The sequence below is a fragment of the Pseudomonas sp. NPDC089743 genome (assembly GCF_044748785.1).
GTDB classification, from domain to species: domain Bacteria; phylum Pseudomonadota; class Gammaproteobacteria; order Pseudomonadales; family Pseudomonadaceae; genus Aquipseudomonas; species Aquipseudomonas putida_X.
In genome coordinates, this window is sequence record NZ_JBIVGS010000004.1 from 363,462 (window position 1) to 379,120 (window position 15,659).

The 15,659-nt window shown below is 62.2% G+C and carries 17 protein-coding genes; 5 read left to right on the forward strand and 12 right to left on the reverse strand.

Annotation, left to right across the window (positions count from 1 at the left end; translation table 11 throughout):
- The first annotated feature begins 2 nt into the window (after positions 1-2).
- On the forward strand, positions 3-491 hold the full coding sequence (locus ACIPZC_RS10820; protein WP_400626816.1) for a DUF2878 domain-containing protein: 489 nt from the start codon (positions 3-5) through the stop codon (positions 489-491).
- A 1-nt stretch (position 492) separates the two neighbouring features.
- Here ACIPZC_RS10820 and ACIPZC_RS10825 read toward each other — a convergent pair whose 3' ends face one another.
- Positions 493-1,029, reverse strand: a complete 537-nt coding sequence (locus ACIPZC_RS10825) for a DUF3833 domain-containing protein (protein ID WP_400626818.1) — start codon at positions 1,027-1,029, stop codon at positions 493-495.
- A 2-nt stretch (positions 1,030-1,031) separates the two neighbouring features.
- The gene (locus ACIPZC_RS10830) at positions 1,032-1,586 is read right to left on the reverse strand and encodes a chalcone isomerase family protein (protein WP_400626820.1); all 555 of its coding nucleotides are present in this window, start codon (positions 1,584-1,586) and stop codon (positions 1,032-1,034) included.
- A gap of 262 nt (positions 1,587-1,848) precedes the next feature.
- Here ACIPZC_RS10830 and ACIPZC_RS10835 point away from each other — a divergent pair, with 262 nt between their 5' ends.
- Positions 1,849-3,147 carry an MFS transporter gene (locus ACIPZC_RS10835; RefSeq protein ID WP_400626822.1) on the forward strand — a complete coding sequence of 433 codons (1,299 nt, stop codon included), beginning with the start codon at positions 1,849-1,851 and terminating at the stop codon, positions 3,145-3,147.
- A 105-nt stretch (positions 3,148-3,252) separates the two neighbouring features.
- Here the strand turns inward: ACIPZC_RS10835 and ACIPZC_RS10840 are convergent, their stop codons facing one another.
- A complete protein-coding gene (locus tag ACIPZC_RS10840) occupies positions 3,253-4,005 on the reverse strand; it encodes a TerC family protein (protein ID WP_400626824.1) in 753 nt (250 codons plus the stop codon).
- 25 nt (positions 4,006-4,030) lie between these two features.
- Complete coding sequence (locus ACIPZC_RS10845; protein WP_400626825.1) at positions 4,031-4,270, reverse strand: hypothetical protein; 240 nt, start codon at positions 4,268-4,270, stop codon at positions 4,031-4,033.
- A 134-nt stretch (positions 4,271-4,404) separates the two neighbouring features.
- Here ACIPZC_RS10845 and nhaR point away from each other — a divergent pair, with 134 nt between their 5' ends.
- From nhaR to ACIPZC_RS10860, 3 genes are all read left to right on the forward strand, one after another.
- Positions 4,405-5,298, forward strand: coding sequence for a transcriptional activator NhaR (nhaR, locus tag ACIPZC_RS10850; RefSeq protein WP_400626827.1), 894 nt, complete (start codon positions 4,405-4,407; stop codon positions 5,296-5,298).
- A gap of 76 nt (positions 5,299-5,374) precedes the next feature.
- Positions 5,375-6,586: a serine/threonine transporter SstT gene (gene sstT, locus ACIPZC_RS10855; RefSeq protein ID WP_400626829.1), complete on the forward strand. Its 1,212-nt coding sequence runs from the start codon at positions 5,375-5,377 to the stop codon at positions 6,584-6,586.
- A 125-nt stretch (positions 6,587-6,711) separates the two neighbouring features.
- Complete coding sequence (locus ACIPZC_RS10860; protein ID WP_349974892.1) at positions 6,712-7,359, forward strand: DUF480 domain-containing protein; 648 nt, start codon at positions 6,712-6,714, stop codon at positions 7,357-7,359.
- A 5-nt stretch (positions 7,360-7,364) separates the two neighbouring features.
- On the opposite strand, the gene ACIPZC_RS10865 is transcribed toward ACIPZC_RS10860, so the two are convergent.
- The 8 genes from ACIPZC_RS10865 to ACIPZC_RS10900 form a co-directional block, all read right to left on the reverse strand.
- Positions 7,365-7,553, reverse strand: coding sequence for a hypothetical protein (locus ACIPZC_RS10865; RefSeq protein ID WP_012315031.1), 189 nt, complete (start codon positions 7,551-7,553; stop codon positions 7,365-7,367).
- A 57-nt stretch (positions 7,554-7,610) separates the two neighbouring features.
- The gene (gene ahpF, locus ACIPZC_RS10870) at positions 7,611-9,173 is read right to left on the reverse strand and encodes an alkyl hydroperoxide reductase subunit F (protein ID WP_400626832.1); all 1,563 of its coding nucleotides are present in this window, start codon (positions 9,171-9,173) and stop codon (positions 7,611-7,613) included.
- Between the two features lie 124 nt (positions 9,174-9,297).
- Complete coding sequence (gene ahpC / locus ACIPZC_RS10875) at positions 9,298-9,861, reverse strand: alkyl hydroperoxide reductase subunit C (protein ID WP_012315033.1); 564 nt, start codon at positions 9,859-9,861, stop codon at positions 9,298-9,300.
- Positions 9,862-10,124: 263 nt separating this feature from the next.
- On the reverse strand, positions 10,125-11,480 hold the full coding sequence (gene gorA, locus ACIPZC_RS10880) for a glutathione-disulfide reductase (protein WP_241805330.1): 1,356 nt from the start codon (positions 11,478-11,480) through the stop codon (positions 10,125-10,127).
- Positions 11,481-11,655: 175 nt separating this feature from the next.
- A complete protein-coding gene (gene galU / locus ACIPZC_RS10885) occupies positions 11,656-12,495 on the reverse strand; it encodes a UTP--glucose-1-phosphate uridylyltransferase GalU (protein ID WP_012315035.1) in 840 nt (279 codons plus the stop codon).
- A 47-nt stretch (positions 12,496-12,542) separates the two neighbouring features.
- The gene (locus ACIPZC_RS10890; RefSeq protein WP_400626835.1) at positions 12,543-13,904 is read right to left on the reverse strand and encodes a UDP-glucose dehydrogenase family protein; all 1,362 of its coding nucleotides are present in this window, start codon (positions 13,902-13,904) and stop codon (positions 12,543-12,545) included.
- A gap of 100 nt (positions 13,905-14,004) precedes the next feature.
- Entirely contained in the window at positions 14,005-14,928 is a 924-nt protein-coding gene (locus tag ACIPZC_RS10895) for a c-type cytochrome (RefSeq protein ID WP_400626837.1), read from the reverse strand.
- Positions 14,925-15,575 (reverse strand): c-type cytochrome, encoded by a 651-nt coding sequence (locus tag ACIPZC_RS10900; RefSeq protein ID WP_400626839.1) that lies wholly within the window; start codon positions 15,573-15,575, stop codon positions 14,925-14,927. Before ACIPZC_RS10900 ends, ACIPZC_RS10895 begins: the two co-directional genes overlap by 4 nt.
- Positions 15,576-15,659 lie beyond the last annotated feature (84 nt).

Consider the following 15,659-nt stretch of genomic DNA (forward strand, 5'->3'; position numbering starts at 1 on the left):
ACATGTCCCGTACCTGGCTTATCGCCAACGCCCTATGGTTGCAGGCTGGCTGGTGGGTGTGTGTACTCGGCGCCCACACGCCCTGGCTGCTTGCGCTGGTACCGTTGGGCCTGGCGCTGCACTTGGGTTATTGCCATGAGCGTCGGGCAGAAGTGCGTGCGCTGCTGGCGGTAGGGTTTGCAGGTTGCCTGCTGGACAGCATCCTGGGGGCGCTGGGGGTATTCGCGTTTGCCCAGTGGCCCTTGCCCGGCTGGCTGGCCCTGATGTGGCTGGTATTGGCCAGCGGTTTACGCCACAGCCTGGCTTGGGCTACCCACCCGCTCTGGCTTGGGGCGCTGCTGGGACTGTTCGGTGGGCCGTTGGCCTACCTGGCCGGGGCGCGGATAGCCGGTGTGGAACTGCCGATGGGGCCCATGCCTACCGCCCTGCTGCTGGCAGGGGTCTGGGCGGTGGCATTTCCGTTGATGCTACGCCTGGCAAGAGCAACCTGAGTCACGGCACAGCCGTTGGCAGGCGGCGGAAGAACAAGGTGATCTGCCCAACCTCCACACCCAGCTTGCGCATGCTCGAGCGGTTGATCAGGGTGTCCTCGTCCATCAGGTACATCCAGTCATCGATGTCCATTTCCCAATGCCGGCCGTCGACCGGCAGGTCCAGGCGGTAGCGCCAGTGCAGAGCATTGCCCGCAACCTCGCCGCGGGCTTCGCCGATCACGTCGCCCGCACGCCCGCGCCAGCGCCCGGGGCCGTCCGGGGTCAGGGTCCAGGTGCGTTGCTGACGCGTACCGTCGCTGTACACGAAGTGCTCGTCAAGAATCAGCCGGTCCCCTTCGCGGCGGCTGTCGATGCGCACATCGAAGCGTTTGACCACTTCCCCCGAGCGATTCTGGAAGATGCCCCAAGCCTGCACCGGCACGGAAAAGAATGTCACCAGGTCCAGCACGGGTTTTTCACGGGCGTAATGGTCGACTTCGACATTGCCGCAGCTGGCCAGCAGCAGGCAGCCGACCAGTAGCAAGATTCTTCGCATGTTCAATCTCCTGGTTCATTACCGGCCAGGCCGAGCAGGCGCTGGCGCAATTGGGGGTCACGGGCACGCGGGTCCAGCCAGATAGCAAAAAATGCCCGGGCAAATACCGGGTCGGCGATTTCGCGACGCAGTTGGCCATCGACATAGAACCGACTGCCCTGTCCCGGCAGGTACACCCCGGTGATGCGCGTGCCTGGGCGCACATCGACGAACGCCCCGTTCATCGCCTGTGCCCAACGCTCAAGGGTGGCCTCGGCCAGGGGACGGTCGCTGAGGCGACGCATTTCATCGAGGCTGGCCTGCACCAGCGTGTCGCGTGACAGCTCCCGGTGGTAGCGAAGCTCCAGGGCAAACGGCTCATTCCAACCCTGCGGTGAGCCGGCGCTCCACAAACGGGCGGTATAGACACGCAGGCCGAACCAGGTGAACTCACCGCTGCCCACGGTGCGTGCGTCGGGCACCGCTGGCCGCCAGTCCGCCACGGCGGGTGGCAAGGCGGTAAGCGCCACGGTAAGCACGAACAGATTCAGGGCTGAGATAGAGCTGCGCATGGCCATACGTTGAAGACCGTGATACCTAAATATTGTACAAGTATATTTTCATGTACAACTTTATGTAGAGATATCGGTTCTTACACGCAAAATAATGACGGACGGCAACCGTTCGGTTATCGAACGCTAGCGCTTGGGCTGGCATTGACGGTCCTTGTTTCACTGCTCACCATGCCCCGGCTTTGCGAGTGCTCCTGCCTTGAGCCAAACCCGCAGGCTAGAAGCCTCCAGCAACTCATTACAATTTCAAGAAACAGGTACATCGGCCATGCCTCCTATTCCCCCTGCTTCCATGGGCAGCAAGATTCGCGACGCCTTCGCTGTCGGCAAGACGCGCTGGGGCATGCTTGCCCTGGTGTTCTTCGCCACCACACTGAACTACATCGACCGCGCCGCCCTCGGCATCATGCAGCCCATGCTGGCCAAGGACATGAGCTGGACGGCGATGGACTACGCCAACATCAACTTCTGGTTCCAGGTGGGTTACGCCATCGGCTTTTTGCTGCAGGGCCGGCTGATCGACAAAATCGGCGTAAAACGCGCATTCTTCATGGCGGTACTGCTCTGGAGCCTGGCCACCGGAGCCCATGGCTTGGCCACATCGGCCGCTGGCTTCATGGTCTGCCGCTTCATCCTCGGCCTGACCGAGGCCGCCAACTACCCGGCCTGTGTGAAGACCACCCGGCTGTGGTTCCCCGCAGGTGAAAGAGCCATCGCCACCGGGCTGTTCAACGCCGGCACCAACGTTGGCGCGATGGTCACCCCGGCGCTGCTGCCAGTGATCCTGGCTGCCTGGGGCTGGCAGGCGGCCTTTATCGCCATGGGCTGCCTGGGGCTGGTCTGGGTGGTGTTCTGGGGCTTGAAATACTTCAACCCCGAAGAGCACCCCACCGTGCGCCAGAGCGAGCTGGAGTACATTCAGCGCGAGGCCGAGCCTGAGGCGGTACGTGTGCCCTTCAGCCGTATCATGCGCATGCGCGGTACCTGGGCCTTTGCCGTGGCGTTCGCGATCACCGCACCGGTGTTCTGGTTCTACCTGTACTGGCTGCCACCTTTTCTCAACCAGCAGTACAACCTGGGCATCAGCGTGACCCAGATGGGCATCCCGCTGATCCTGATCTGGCTAACGGCCGACTTCGGCAGCATTGGCGGCGGCATCCTTTCATCCTGGCTCATAGGCCGTGGCGTACGCGCCATACGGGCCCGCCTGATATCGATGCTGATCTTCGCCTGCACCATGATCAGCGTGACCTTCGCCGCCAACGCCAGTGGCCTGTGGGTAGCGGTGCTCGCCATTGCCGTGGCGGTCGGCGCGCACCAGGCCTGGACGGCGAACATCTGGAGCCTGCTGATGGATTACACGCCCAAGCACCTGATAAGCACGGTGTTCGGCTTTGGCAGCATGTGTGCGGCCATCGGCGGCATGTTCATGACGCAGATCGTCGGCACGGTGCTGACTGTTACCAATAACAACTACGCCGTGCTGTTCACCATGATCCCGGCGATGTACTTCATTGCACTGGTGTGGTTGTACTTCATGGCACCGCGCAAGGTGGAAGCGGCGTAAGGGGCAGTTGCGTTCTTCTGGCAGGGCCTGCCGGCAGAGACCGTCAGTCAAGCGACTGGGGGCCGGGCTGCCGGCGAATGGGGCGCATCGCGCCCCCGCCTTGAATCAGCCTTCGGTCGCTTCACGCTTCATGCGTGCGCGGCGGGCCAGGATGTTGAGCACTTCGATCGCCGTCGAGAAGGCCATTGCCGCGTACACATACCCTTTGGGCACATGGGCACCGAAACCTTCAGCGATCAAGGTCATGCCGATCATGATCAGGAAGCCCAAGGCCAACATGACGACGGTCGGGTTGTCGTTGATGAAGTTCGCCAACGGGTCAGCGGCCACCATCATCACGATCACGGCAGTGACCACGGCAATGATCATGATGGGCAGGTGCTCGGTCATGCCCACAGCGGTGATGATGCTGTCAACCGAGAACACGATGTCCAGCAACAGGATCTGGAAGATCGCGGCAGCGAAGCCCAGGATGACTGTGGAGGACACCTTGGCTTCTTCCTTGGCGCCGTGCGGGTCGACGTTCTCATGGATTTCCTTGGTCGCTTTCCACAGCAGGAACAGGCCACCGGCAATCAGGATCACGTCCTTCCAGGAGAAGGCATTACCGAACACTTCGAACACCGGGTCGGTCAACTGAACGATCCACGCCACCGTGCTGAGCAGCGCCAAGCGCATGACCAAGGCCATGCTGATACCGATCCGGCGTGCCTTGGAGCGGTATTCGACCGGCAACTTGTTGGTCAGGATCGAGATGAAGATCAGGTTATCGATGCCCAGTACCACTTCCATCGCCACCAGCGTGGCAAGTGCTACCCAGGCGGTGGGGCTTGCAGCGAGTTCCAGCAAATATTCCATTTTTCAGTCCTGCAACGTTTCTGGGTCAGATGTCCTGGGTTTTGTCTTGCTGGTCAGCGTCCTTGGGCTGCTGCCCTTCGGTGCCGATAGCGTCGCTCAGCGCCTGCTGCGCCGCTTCGTTGGTGTCATCGATGGCCTGCTTGGCCGACTTGGCGGCCTGGTCGAGCATCTGCTGGGCAGATTTCTCGGCTTGGTCGCAGCCTGCCAGGCTCATCAGTGCCAAGGCTAGCACCAAGGGTGTGCCAATGGATTTGAATTGCAGCATGGGGTCCTCGCTTGTCGATATACCGGCGGCGCGCAATACGCCTGATGGCGTCGAATTCTAAAGATGACGATACATCAGGAAAATTCGTATTTTCACCGGGTATACTTCGGTTTTAACGAATCGAGAGTCCAGTGATGCTCAACTATCGACAGCTTCACTATTTCTGGGCCGTGGCCAAGACCGGCAGCATCGCCCGCGCCAGTGAGCAACTGAACCTGACCCCGCAGACCATCAGCGGTCAGATCAGCCTGTTCGAGCAAACCTATGGCCTTGAACTGTTCCAGCGGGTTGGGCGGCAGCTGGAACTGACCGAAACCGGTCGCCAGACCTTGGTCTACGCCGAACAGATGTTCCAGATCGGCAGTGAGCTGGAGGCGATGTTGCGAGCGGGCCCGCAGGAGCAGATCCTGTTCCGTGTGGGGGTGGCTGACGTGGTGCCCAAGTCCATCGTCTATCGCCTGCTCGCGCCCACCATGGAGCTGGACGACGTGCTGCGCATCAACTGCCGTGAGGACAAACTCGAACGTTTGCTGGCCGACCTGGCGATCCAGCGCCTGGACCTGGTGATCTCTGACAGCCCGATGCCCAGCCACCTGGATATCAAGGGTTACAGCCAGAAGCTCGGGGAGTGCGGCTTGAGCTTCTTCGCTACAAAAGCGTTGGCCCAACGCCACGCTGGCGTCTTTCCTGGCTGCCTGCACGATGCACCCTTGCTGATCCCGGGCCAGGAGACAGTGGTGCGCAGCCGGCTGCTGCGCTGGCTTGGCGAGCAGCAGGTGCAGCCGCGGATAATCGGCGAATTCGACGACAGCGCCTTGATGCAGGCGTTCGGCCAGTCCGGCAGCGGTATCTTCGTGGCGCCCAGTGTGATTACCGAGGAAGTGTGCCGCCAGTACGGGGTGGAACTGATCGGGCAGACCGAAGCGGTGCACGAGTCGTTCTACGCTATTTCAGTCGAGCGCAAGGTCAAGCACCCCGGCATCGTGGCCATTACCGAGGGGGCGCGCCGGGAGCTATTCCACTGGTGAGCGAAGAGGCCGGGACGTCCCTACCAAGGTCTATGGTAAAGTCACGCCCTTTCAAGATACCGAGATAGCGCAGCACATGTCCCCCTTCCTCAGCCTCCTCAACCGCACCAGCCTGGTGACCCAGATCGTCATCGGCCTTATCGCCGGTATTGTCCTGGCCTTGCTTGCGCCAGCCATCGCCCTCGACCTGGGCTTTCTCGGCAAGGTGTTCGTCAGCGCCCTGAAAGCAGTCGCACCGGTGCTTGTGTTCATTCTGGTGATGGCCTCGATCGCCAACCATCGCCATGGCCAGGAAACCCACATCCGCCCGATTCTCTGGCTGTACGTGCTAGGCACTTTCTCCGCGTCAGTGGTGGCCGTTGTTGCCAGCATGCTGTTCCCTTCGCAGCTTGCGCTAAGCAACGGCGATGTCACCCTGAGCGCGCCTGGCGGCATTGGTGAAGTGCTGCAAAACCTGGTATTGAGCGCCGTCGACAACCCGATCAATGCCCTGCTCAACGCCAATTTCATTGGTGTGCTGACCTGGGCCATTGGTTTGGGCGTGGCCCTGCGCCATGCCGGGACAACTACCCGATCCGTCGTCGAGGACCTGTCCAACGGCGTAACCCTGATCGTGCGTGTGGTCATCCGCTTCGCCCCACTGGGCATCTTCGGCCTGGTCAGCTCGACACTCGCTCAGTCTGGCCTCGACGCCCTGCTTGGCTACCTGCACCTCCTGGCGGTGCTGATTGGCTGCATGCTGTTCGTGGCACTGGTGATGAACCCGCTGATCGTGTTCTGGAAGATCCGTCGCAATCCTTACCCATTGACGCTGCTGTGCCTGCGCGAGAGTGGGATCACGGCGTTCTTCACCCGCAGCTCAGCGGCGAACATTCCGGTCAACATGGCACTGTCCGAGCGCCTGGGGCTGCATGAAGACACCTATTCGGTATCCATCCCGCTGGGTGCGACCATCAACATGGCGGGCGCGGCCATCACGATCACCGTGCTGACCCTGGCAGCGGTGCACACGCTGGGCATCCCGGTCGACCTGCCTACCGCCGTGCTGCTGAGCATGGTGGCGGCGGTCTGCGCCTGTGGTGCGTCTGGCGTGGCCGGCGGTTCGTTGCTGCTGATCCCGCTGGCATGCAGCCTGTTCGGCATCCCCAGCGAGATTGCCATGCAGGTGGTGGCTGTGGGCTTCATCATTGGCGTGCTGCAGGACTCGGCCGAGACTGCACTGAATTCTTCGACCGATGTGCTGTTCACTGCGGCGGCCTGCCAGGCGCAAGAGCGCCGCAGCGCCTGAGACACGTGGGGCCGCATGGCGGCCCTTTCGCTGCCACGCAGGCTCCCATAGCAGCCCCCAAGTGATTGCTTAAGCCAAGCGCTTTACCTACGCTAGTGGCCTTTTCCTCGCAATGAGAGTTGGCCATGTCAGAACATCAAACCGCAGACGAAGGCCGCTTCAGCAGTATCGAGATCCGCATTCTCGGCGCGCTGATCGAAAAACAGGCCACCAGCCCTGAAAGTTACCCACTGACCCTCAATGCCCTGGTGCTGGCCTGCAACCAGAAGACCAGCCGTGAGCCGGTGATGAACCTGACCCAGGGCCAGGTCGGCTTGGCGCTGCGTGCCCTGGAAGGCCAAGGCATGACCCGTCTGCAGATGGGTAGCCGCGCAGACCGTTGGGAGCAGCGGGTGGACAAGGCACTGGAGCTGGTACCGGCCCAGTTGATACTGATGGGCCTGATGTTTCTGCGTGGGCCGCAAACGCTCAACGAACTGCTGACGCGCAGCAACCGCCTGCACGACTTCGACGACACCGAGCAGATCCAGCACCAGCTCGAGCGCCTGATCTCGCGTGGTTTGGCGCTGCACCTGCCACGCCAGGCCGGGCAGCGCGAGGACCGCTATACCCATGCGCTGGGGAATCCGGCAGAAATCGAGGCGATTCTTGCGGCTCGCCAGCAGGAAGGCGGGGCGCGCAACAGTGGCGGCAATGTGTCGGAAGAAAGGATCGAAGCCCTGGAGGCACGAATTGCCGCGCTGGAGGCGCGCCTGGCCGAGCTTGAAGGCTAAGCCACTCAGTGTTCCGGTTCGGGGAAGTTGCGGCAGCTTTTGCGCTCGGCCATTTCCCGGTCACTGGGGCGCTGGTCGACGAACACGGTACGGCCGTCTGCGTAGATCTCCAGGTAACCCCAGTGCAGGTCCTGCTCCTGCTGCCCGGGCTGGGGTGGCACCAGCCACCAGGGTTCACGGCTGATCAGGGTCATGGCTAACAATTCCGGAGGGTGTCGGCACTAAGCATAGACACCCCCCGGTTGTCAGCGTTACGCCGGCGCCGAGGTGCGGATCAGGTGATCGAAGGCCGCCAGCGAGGCCTTGGCACCCTCGCCCACTGCAATGACGATCTGCTTGTACGGCACGGTGGTCACGTCCCCGGCAGCGAAGACGCCCGGGATGCTGGTAGCACCTTTGGCATCGACAATGATCTCGCCACGCGGCGACAGCTCGACCGTCCCCTTGAGCCAATCGGTGTTGGGCAACAGGCCGATCTGCACGAAGATACCTTCCAGCGCCAGGTCATGCAGCTCGTCGCTGGTGCGGTCCTTGTAGCGCAGGCCGGTCACCTTCTCGCCATTGCCCAGCACTTCGGTGGTCAGCGCGCTGGTGATCACCTTGACGTTCGGCAGGCTGTGCAGCTTGCGCTGCAGCACGGCGTCGGCACGCAGCTGGCTGTCGAACTCGATCAACGTCACCTGGGCGACGATACCTGCCAGGTCGATCGCTGCTTCCACGCCGGAGTTGCCGCCGCCGATCACCGCCACACGCTTACCCTTGAACAGCGGGCCGTCACAGTGCGGGCAGTAAGCCACGCCACGGGCGCGGTACTGTTGCTCACCCGGCACGTTCATTTCGCGCCAGCGGGCGCCCGTGGCGAGGATCACGGTCTTGGCTTTGAGCGAGGCGCCGCCGGCAAGGCGCACTTCGTGCAGGCCACCGTCGGTGGCAGGAATGAGCGCTTCACCGCGCTGCAGGTTCATGATGTCGACATCGTACTGCTTGACGTGCTCTTCCAGTGCAGTCGCCAGTTTCGGCCCCTCGGTTTCCTGCACGGAAATGAAGTTCTCGATGGCCATGGTATCGAGCACCTGGCCGCCGAAACGCTCGGCAGCGACACCGGTACGGATACCCTTGCGTGCTGCGTAGATGGCGGCGGCAGCGCCGGCGGGGCCACCACCGACCACCAGCACGTCGAAAGCGTCCTTGGCGTTGATCTTCTCGGCCTGGCGGGCGCCGGCATTGGTGTCGATCTTGCCGAGGATCTCTTCCAGGCCCATGCGGCCCTGGCCGAACACTTCACCGTTCAGGTAGATGCTGGGCACGGCCATGATCTTGCGTGACTCGACTTCGTCCTGGAACAGCGCGCCGTCAATGGCCACGTGGCGTACGTTGGGGTTGAGCACCGCCATCAGGTTCAGCGCCTGCACCACGTCGGGGCAGTTCTGGCACGACAGCGAGAAGTAGGTCTCGAAGGTGAACTCGCCTTCCAAGGCCTGGATCTGCTCGATCACTTCGGCACTGGCCTTGGAGGGGTGGCCGCCGACTTGCAGCAGCGCCAGCACCAGGGAGGTGAATTCGTGGCCCATGGGGATGCCGGCAAAACGCAGGCTGATGTCGGCACCCGGGCGGTTGAGCGAGAACGACGGGCGACGGGCATCGGTACCGTCCGCGCTCAAGGTAATGAGGTTCGACAGACTGGCAATTTCCACCAGCAGGTCGTGCAGTTCGCGGGACTTCGCGCCGTCGTCGAGGGATGCAACGATCTCGATCGGCTGGGTGACCCGCTCCAGGTAGGTTTTCAGTTGCGATTTAAGCGTGGCGTCCAACATACGGGCGATTCCTTTTTCAATCTTCGGATACAAAAACGCCCAGGCAATAGCGCCCGGGCGTTTGGCGGGGCAGTGAGTACTTCAGCTTTGGCGGCTGCTCACCGCCCACGACTGGCGCACGGTCTTAGATCTTGCCGACCAGGTCCAGGGATGGCGCGAGGGTAGCTTCGCCTTCTTTCCACTTGGCTGGGCAGACTTCGCCTGGGTGAGCGGCGATGTACTGGGCAGCCTTGACCTTGCGCAGCAGCTCGCTGGCGTCGCGGCCTACGCCACCGTCGTTGATTTCGACGATCTTGATCTGGCCTTCCGGGTTGATCACGAAGGTACCGCGATCGGCCATGCCGGCTTCTTCGATCAGCACGTCGAAGTTGCGCGAAATGACGTGGGTCGGGTCACCGATCAGCGGGTACTTGATCTTGCTGATGGTGTCGGACGTGTCGTGCCAGGCTTTGTGGGTAAAGTGGGTGTCGGTGGACACGCCGTAGATTTCCACGCCCAGCTTCTGGAACTCGGCGTAGTTGTCAGCAAGGTCACCCAGCTCGGTCGGGCAGACGAAGGTGAAATCGGCCGGGTAGAAGAACACGACAGACCACTTACCCTTCAGGTCGGCTTCGCTTACCTGAACGAATTCGCCGTTGTGGAAGGCGGTGGCGTTGAACGGTTTGACCTGGCTGTTGATGATTGGCATGAGAGACGCTCCTTCATGGGGTTGGAATCAGTTGATGGAGAGAATCCTAACCGCTGGTCGCCATGAAGGCTCATTGGCAAACCTCATGCTTGCGATTGGTTTTGGCTATAAGCGAGGTTTATTAATAGAAGGGATTGGGCTGAGCAAAGGATTGCGCCCGCTTGTGCGGCCCTCGCCGGCAAGCCGACTGCCATTGCTAGGCGCCGGCTTCAGGGCTGGGCATACCCGGGAAGCCGGCTTGCGGGTTTCAGGGGGAGTGAGGTTCAGCGCGTAACGGTGCGCATGGTGACGAACTCTTCCGCCGCCGTCGGGTGCACGCCAATGGTCTCGTCGAACTGCTGCTTGGTAGCGCCAGCCTTCAGGGCAATACCCAAGCCCTGGATGATCTCGCCAGCCTCAGGGCCGACCATGTGGCAGCCCAGCACCTTGTCGGTTTCGGCGTCCACCACCAGTTTCATCAGGGTCTTTTCCTGGATGTCGGTGAGGGTCAGTTTCATGGCGCGGAAGCGGCTTTCGAAGACCTGCACCTTGTGCCCGGCTTCCAGTGCCTGCTCTTCAGTCAGGCCCACGGTACCGATCGGCGGCTGGCTGAACACTGCGGTGGGGATGTTCTGGTAATCCACCGGGCGGTACTGCTCGGGTTTGAACAGGCGCCGTGCCACGGCCATGCCTTCGGCCAGGGCGACCGGGGTGAGCTGCACGCGGCCGATCACATCGCCGATGGCCAGGATCGTCGGGGCGGTGGTCTGGTACTGCTCGTCCACACGGATGTAACCGCGGCCGTCCAGCTCCACACCGGTGTTTTCCAGGCCCAGATTGTCGAGCATCGGGCGTCGGCCGGTGGCGTAGAACACGCAATCGGTGACCAGTTCACGGCCATCCTTGAGGGTGGCCTTGAGGCTGCCGTCTTCAAGCTGCTCGATGCGCTGGATATCGGCATTGAACTGTAAGTCCATGCCGCGTTTTTCCAGCTCTTCCTTCAAATGGGTACGCACCGAACCGTCGAAACCGCGCAGGAACATGTCGCCGCGATAGAGCAACGTGGTGGCAGCGCCCAGCCCTTGGAAAATGCCGGCGAACTCGACCGCAATGTAGCCGCCGCCCACCACCAACACCCGGCGTGGCAGCGCTTTGAGGTAGAACGCCTCGTTGGAGGTGATGGCCAGTTCCTTGCCCGGAATGTCCGGTACCTGGGGCCAGCCACCCGTCGCGATGAGGATGTGCCCGGCGCTGTAGCGCTGGCCTTGCACTTCCACTTCGTTGGCGCCGGTGATGCGCGCATGGCCTTGCAGCAGCGTCACGCCGCTGTTGACCAGCAGGTTGCGATAGATGCCGTTGAGGCGTTCGATTTCGCGGTTTTTGTTGGCGATGAGGGTACCCCAGTCGAAGTGGCCCTCCTCCAAGGTCCAGCCGTAGCCGGCAGCCTGCTCCAGTTCATCCGCGACGTGGGCGCCATACACCAGCAGCTTCTTGGGCACACAACCAACGTTGACGCAGGTACCACCCAGGTAGCGGCTCTCGGCTACCGCCACTTTTGCACCAAAGCCCGCTGCGAAGCGCGCCGCGCGCACACCACCGGACCCGGCACCAATCACGAACAGATCAAAATCGTAGGCCATGTATTCAGTCTCCTTGGCTGGCGCTCAGCATACCGCCGTTGGCCGCCACAAACAAAAAAGCCACCCAGCCGGGTAATGCACGGCAGTCACCATTTTCAGGGCCGCTGTGCGGCTCCAAATCGCTTGACTGTAGTGCATTACCCAGAAGGGTGGCTCGTAGACCTGCGGTGGCTTATCAGTAAGCCTTGCCGGTCTTGTAGTAGTTCTCGAAGCAGAAGTTGGTCGCGTCGATGTAACCTTCGGCGCCGCCGCAGTCGAAACGCTGGCCCTTGAACTTGTAGGCGATCACGCAGCCGTTCTGCGCCTGCTGCATCAGTGCGTCAGTGATCTGGATCTCGCCGCCTTTGCCCGGTGGGGTGTTGCGGATGATATCGAAGATATCCGGGGTCAGGATGTAGCGGCCGATGATCGCCAGGTTCGACGGAGCGTCTTCCGGGGCAGGCTTCTCGACCATGTTGGTCACACGGAAGATGTCGTCGCGGATCATGTCGCCGGCAATCACGCCGTACTTGTTGGTTTCCTGCGGATCGACTTCCTGGATGGCGATGATCGAGCAGCGGAACTGGTTATACAGCTTCACCATCTGGGTCAGTACGCCGTCACCTTCCGGGTTGACGCACAGGTCATCGGCCAGCACCACGGCAAACGGTTCATCACCGATCAGCGGCTGGCCGGTCAGGATGGCATGGCCCAGGCCTTTCATTTCGGTCTGGCGGGTGTAGGAGAACGAGCACTCGTTGAGCAGGCGACGGATGCCGACCAGGTATTTTTCCTTGTCGGTGCCCTTGATCTGGTTTTCCAGCTCGTAGCTGATGTCGAAGTGGTCTTCCAGGGCGCGCTTACCGCGGCCTGTGACAATGGAAATCTCGTTCAGGCCAGCGTCCAGGGCCTCTTCAACGCCATACTGGATCAGTGGCTTGTTGACCACTGGCAGCATTTCCTTGGGCATGGCTTTGGTAGCAGGCAGGAAGCGAGTGCCGTAACCGGCTGCCGGGAACAAGCATTTCTTGATCATAAACGTCCTTAAACAAAGGCGGAGCCTGTGGAATTGGCGCAGTCTAATCAGGCGGCAGTCACCTTACAATGCCCCGCCTGGGGCCGACCGATGCCATGATAGAGATAACCCAGTGTAGATAGTTCCAGGGGATCGTAAATATTACGGCCATCAAATATCACTGGCATGCGCATCAGCCCGCGCACTCGGCTGAAATCCGGTTGGCGGAACTGCTTCCATTCAGTCACCAGGGCCAGTGCATCGGCACCTTCCACGCAGGCGTAAGGGTCCTCGGTCAGCTTGAGTTGACCACTGGCCAGCGCCTGCGCATAGCGCTCGGCAACCCCAGCCAGCGCCACCGGATCGCAGGCCTGCACGCGTGTGCCTGCGGCCAGCAACGCATCGAGCAGCACCAGGCTGGGCGCCTCGCGCAGGTCATCGGTGCCCGGTTTGAACGCCAGCCCCCATACCGCCACGGTACGCCCGCGCAGCAAACCACCGAAATGCTGCTGCAGGGCGGTAAACAACAGGTTTTTTTGCTGATCGTTGCGGGCCTGTACTGCCCGCAGGATGGCAGGCTGATAACCTTGCTGCTCGGCTGTGCGCAGCAACGCACGGATGTCCTTCGGAAAGCACGACCCCCCATAGCCACAGCCGGCGTAGATGAAATGGCTGCCGATGCGCCGGTCGCTGCCAATGCCGTGGCGCACCTGCTCGATGTCCACGCCCAGGTGGGCGCACAGCCCGGCCAGTTCGTTGATGAACGATATCTTGGTGGCCAGGAAGGCGTTGGCGGCGTACTTGCTGAACTCGGCCGCACGCGGGGACATCACCAGGATACGTTCGCGGTTGCGCACAAAGGGCGCGTAGAGACGTTGCAAGCACTGCCGTGCGGCCTCGTTGTCCGTGCCTATGATGATGCGGTCCGGGCGCATGAAATCGTCGACGGCGCTGCCTTCCTTGAGAAACTCCGGGTTGCTCGCCACCTCGACGGTAAAGCCGGCGCTGCGCTCGCGCAGGCCCTGCATCACCTGCCGGGCCACGCGCTCTGCGGTGCCCACCGGCACGGTCGACTTGTTGACCACCAGGCAACTGCGCGGCAAATGGCGGCCAAGGCTGTCGGCCACGGCCAGGACGTGCTGCAGGTCGGCCGAGCCGTCTTCCAGGCTGGGCGTGCCCACGGCGATGAACACCACCTGCGCCTTGGCCAGCGACGGCTGCCACTGGTCGCTGAAGCTCAGCAGCCCTTGCTCCATGCCCGCTTGCAGCAGTGCCTGCAACCCCGGTTCTTGGATCGGACACTGGCCCTGCCGCAGCTGTGCCAGGCGGTGCGGGTCGCGCTCCAGGCACACCACCCGGTTGCCCATCCCGGCGAAACAGGCTGCCGTCACCAACCCTACATACCCTGCCCCGATCACACAGAGGTCCATGGCCGCGCTCCTTGAGTGAGATAGCGGACATTGCTACCGCCCGGGGGTTGCAAAGCGGTGACGGCGCGATGACAGAACAGTGCGGCCAACGGTGAGCGCGTCAGCTACCGGTGCCCTGCCCGATCAGCACCCCGTCGACCTTCTGCCCATACAGGTTGACGCCGTCGTTGGCATGGAACTTCAGCCGGGTCTTCTCGATAGAGCCCTCCACCAGCCGAGGGTCCTGCGGCCGTTCGTGGCGGTTGACCCAGGCTGCCACATCCCACGCCTGCTGATCACTCAGGCTGCCTGGCCGGCCCAGCGGCATGTTGTGCTTGATGAAGGAAGCCGCCGTATTGATCCGGTGCATGCCGGCGCCCCAGTTGTAGGAATCCTTGCCCCACAACGGCGGCATCACGTATTCGTCGGCCACCTTCTGCCCTTCGCCGTTGTCCCCGTGGCAGATGGCGCACTGCTCGCGGTAGACCTGCTGACCGCGCTTGAAGTCATAGCCACCTTTGGGTTGCGGTACTTCAGGGTACCCGCGCCCGGCGATCTCCACCCCTGTAGGGGCTTTGGTGGCCAACCAGTAGGCATAGACCGACAGCGCGGTCATCTGCGGGCTGTCGGCGGCCGGTGGCTTGCCGTTCATGCTGAACTGGAAGCAGCCCTGGATACGCTCGGCGAAGGTGTTGACCTTGTCATTTTTCTTGCGATATGCCGGATACATAGGGTAGGCACCCCACATCGGCGCGGAGTGCGCCAAGCGGCCTTGGTCCAGGTGGCAGTTGCTGCAGTTCATGCCGTTACCCACCGCCTCAGGCATCAGTCGGCGGGTGTCGACGAACAGCGCATGGCCCTCGCGCACCATGTTGCCGAAAGCGTTGTCAGGCAGTTCACGCTCAGCGGGAGGCGCAAACTGCGCTGAGCCCTTGGTAGCAGTAACGTTCAACTGCGACTGGTCTTCCATGGCGATGGGCGCCGCAACAGCATGCCCCATGGCCGACAGCAGCAACGCTGGCATCAGTGCTTTCTTGGCTTTCATGGCTTGACCTCCTGGCTGGCAGGGGTGGCAAAGAATGCTGCGATTGCCTGGACCTCTTGGTCGCTCAGGGCCTTGGCCACGCCGACCATCAGCTGATTGGGGTCGTTGCTGCGGCTGCCATCGCGCCAGCCGTTGAGTTGCGCCGCCAGGTAGCTGGCAGGCTGACCTGCCAGGGGCGGAAAGTGCTCGCCCACACCACTGCCACCAGGGCCATGGCATTGCACGCAACCGGGAATGTTACGGCTCCAGTCACCGTAAAGCGCCAGGCGGGTGGTGGGGTCGTTAGCGATCTGCTGGCGGCGCACGCCTGGGGCCTGCTCGCCTGGCAGGCTGGCCAGGTAGCTGCTGACGGCCGTGATTTCATCCTCGGTCAAGGCCTTGGCCAGCGGTTCCATCACCGCCTGTTTGCGGCTGCCGGCACGCCAGTCATGCAACTGTTTGCTCAGGTAACCTGCCGGCAGGCCGGCCAGGCGTGGGAAGCCAGCGGCGGCTATGCCCTTGCCGTCAGGGCCATGGCAGCCCAGGCAAGCCATGGCGGCGGGGTTGGCGCCACCCTGGGTGAAGATCTTCTGGCCATCGGCGGCGTGCGCCATGGGCCAGGCCACGATCAGCAGGCTGCCGATCAGGACTCGACTCAACGGGGTCATCACGAATCTCCATTTCTTTTGTTATAAGCTTAGGCTTAAAACACATAAGCAAATGGATACTAGCCCCGCCTGGGAACTGCCAAC

Bases quoted from the DNA above. Each gene is read 5' to 3' on its own strand.
- ACIPZC_RS10820 (WP_400626816.1), top strand. From the start codon at position 3: ATGTCCCGTACCTGGCTTATCGCCAACGCCCTATGGTTGCAGGCTGGC.
- ACIPZC_RS10860 (WP_349974892.1), top strand. From the start codon at position 6,712: ATGTCAGAACATCAAACCGCAGACGAAGGCCGCTTCAGCAGTATCGAG.
- ACIPZC_RS10845 (WP_400626825.1), bottom strand. From the start codon at position 4,270: ATGCTGCAATTCAAATCCATTGGCACACCCTTGGTGCTAGCCTTGGCA.
- ahpF (WP_400626832.1), bottom strand. From the start codon at position 9,173: ATGTTGGACGCCACGCTTAAATCGCAACTGAAAACCTACCTGGAGCGG.
- ACIPZC_RS10865 (WP_012315031.1), bottom strand. From the start codon at position 7,553: ATGACCCTGATCAGCCGTGAACCCTGGTGGCTGGTGCCACCCCAGCCC.
- sstT (WP_400626829.1), top strand. From the start codon at position 5,375: ATGTCCCCCTTCCTCAGCCTCCTCAACCGCACCAGCCTGGTGACCCAG.
- ACIPZC_RS10835 (WP_400626822.1), top strand. From the start codon at position 1,849: ATGCCTCCTATTCCCCCTGCTTCCATGGGCAGCAAGATTCGCGACGCC.
- ACIPZC_RS10840 (WP_400626824.1), bottom strand. From the start codon at position 4,005: ATGGAATATTTGCTGGAACTCGCTGCAAGCCCCACCGCCTGGGTAGCA.
- ACIPZC_RS10825 (WP_400626818.1), bottom strand. From the start codon at position 1,029: ATGCGAAGAATCTTGCTACTGGTCGGCTGCCTGCTGCTGGCCAGCTGC.
- ACIPZC_RS10895 (WP_400626837.1), bottom strand. From the start codon at position 14,928: ATGAAAGCCAAGAAAGCACTGATGCCAGCGTTGCTGCTGTCGGCCATG.
- ACIPZC_RS10900 (WP_400626839.1), bottom strand. From the start codon at position 15,575: ATGACCCCGTTGAGTCGAGTCCTGATCGGCAGCCTGCTGATCGTGGCC.
- ACIPZC_RS10830 (WP_400626820.1), bottom strand. From the start codon at position 1,586: ATGGCCATGCGCAGCTCTATCTCAGCCCTGAATCTGTTCGTGCTTACC.
- ACIPZC_RS10890 (WP_400626835.1), bottom strand. From the start codon at position 13,904: ATGGACCTCTGTGTGATCGGGGCAGGGTATGTAGGGTTGGTGACGGCA.
- nhaR (WP_400626827.1), top strand. From the start codon at position 4,405: ATGCTCAACTATCGACAGCTTCACTATTTCTGGGCCGTGGCCAAGACC.
- gorA (WP_241805330.1), bottom strand. From the start codon at position 11,480: ATGGCCTACGATTTTGATCTGTTCGTGATTGGTGCCGGGTCCGGTGGT.
- galU (WP_012315035.1), bottom strand. From the start codon at position 12,495: ATGATCAAGAAATGCTTGTTCCCGGCAGCCGGTTACGGCACTCGCTTC.
- ahpC (WP_012315033.1), bottom strand. From the start codon at position 9,861: ATGCCAATCATCAACAGCCAGGTCAAACCGTTCAACGCCACCGCCTTC.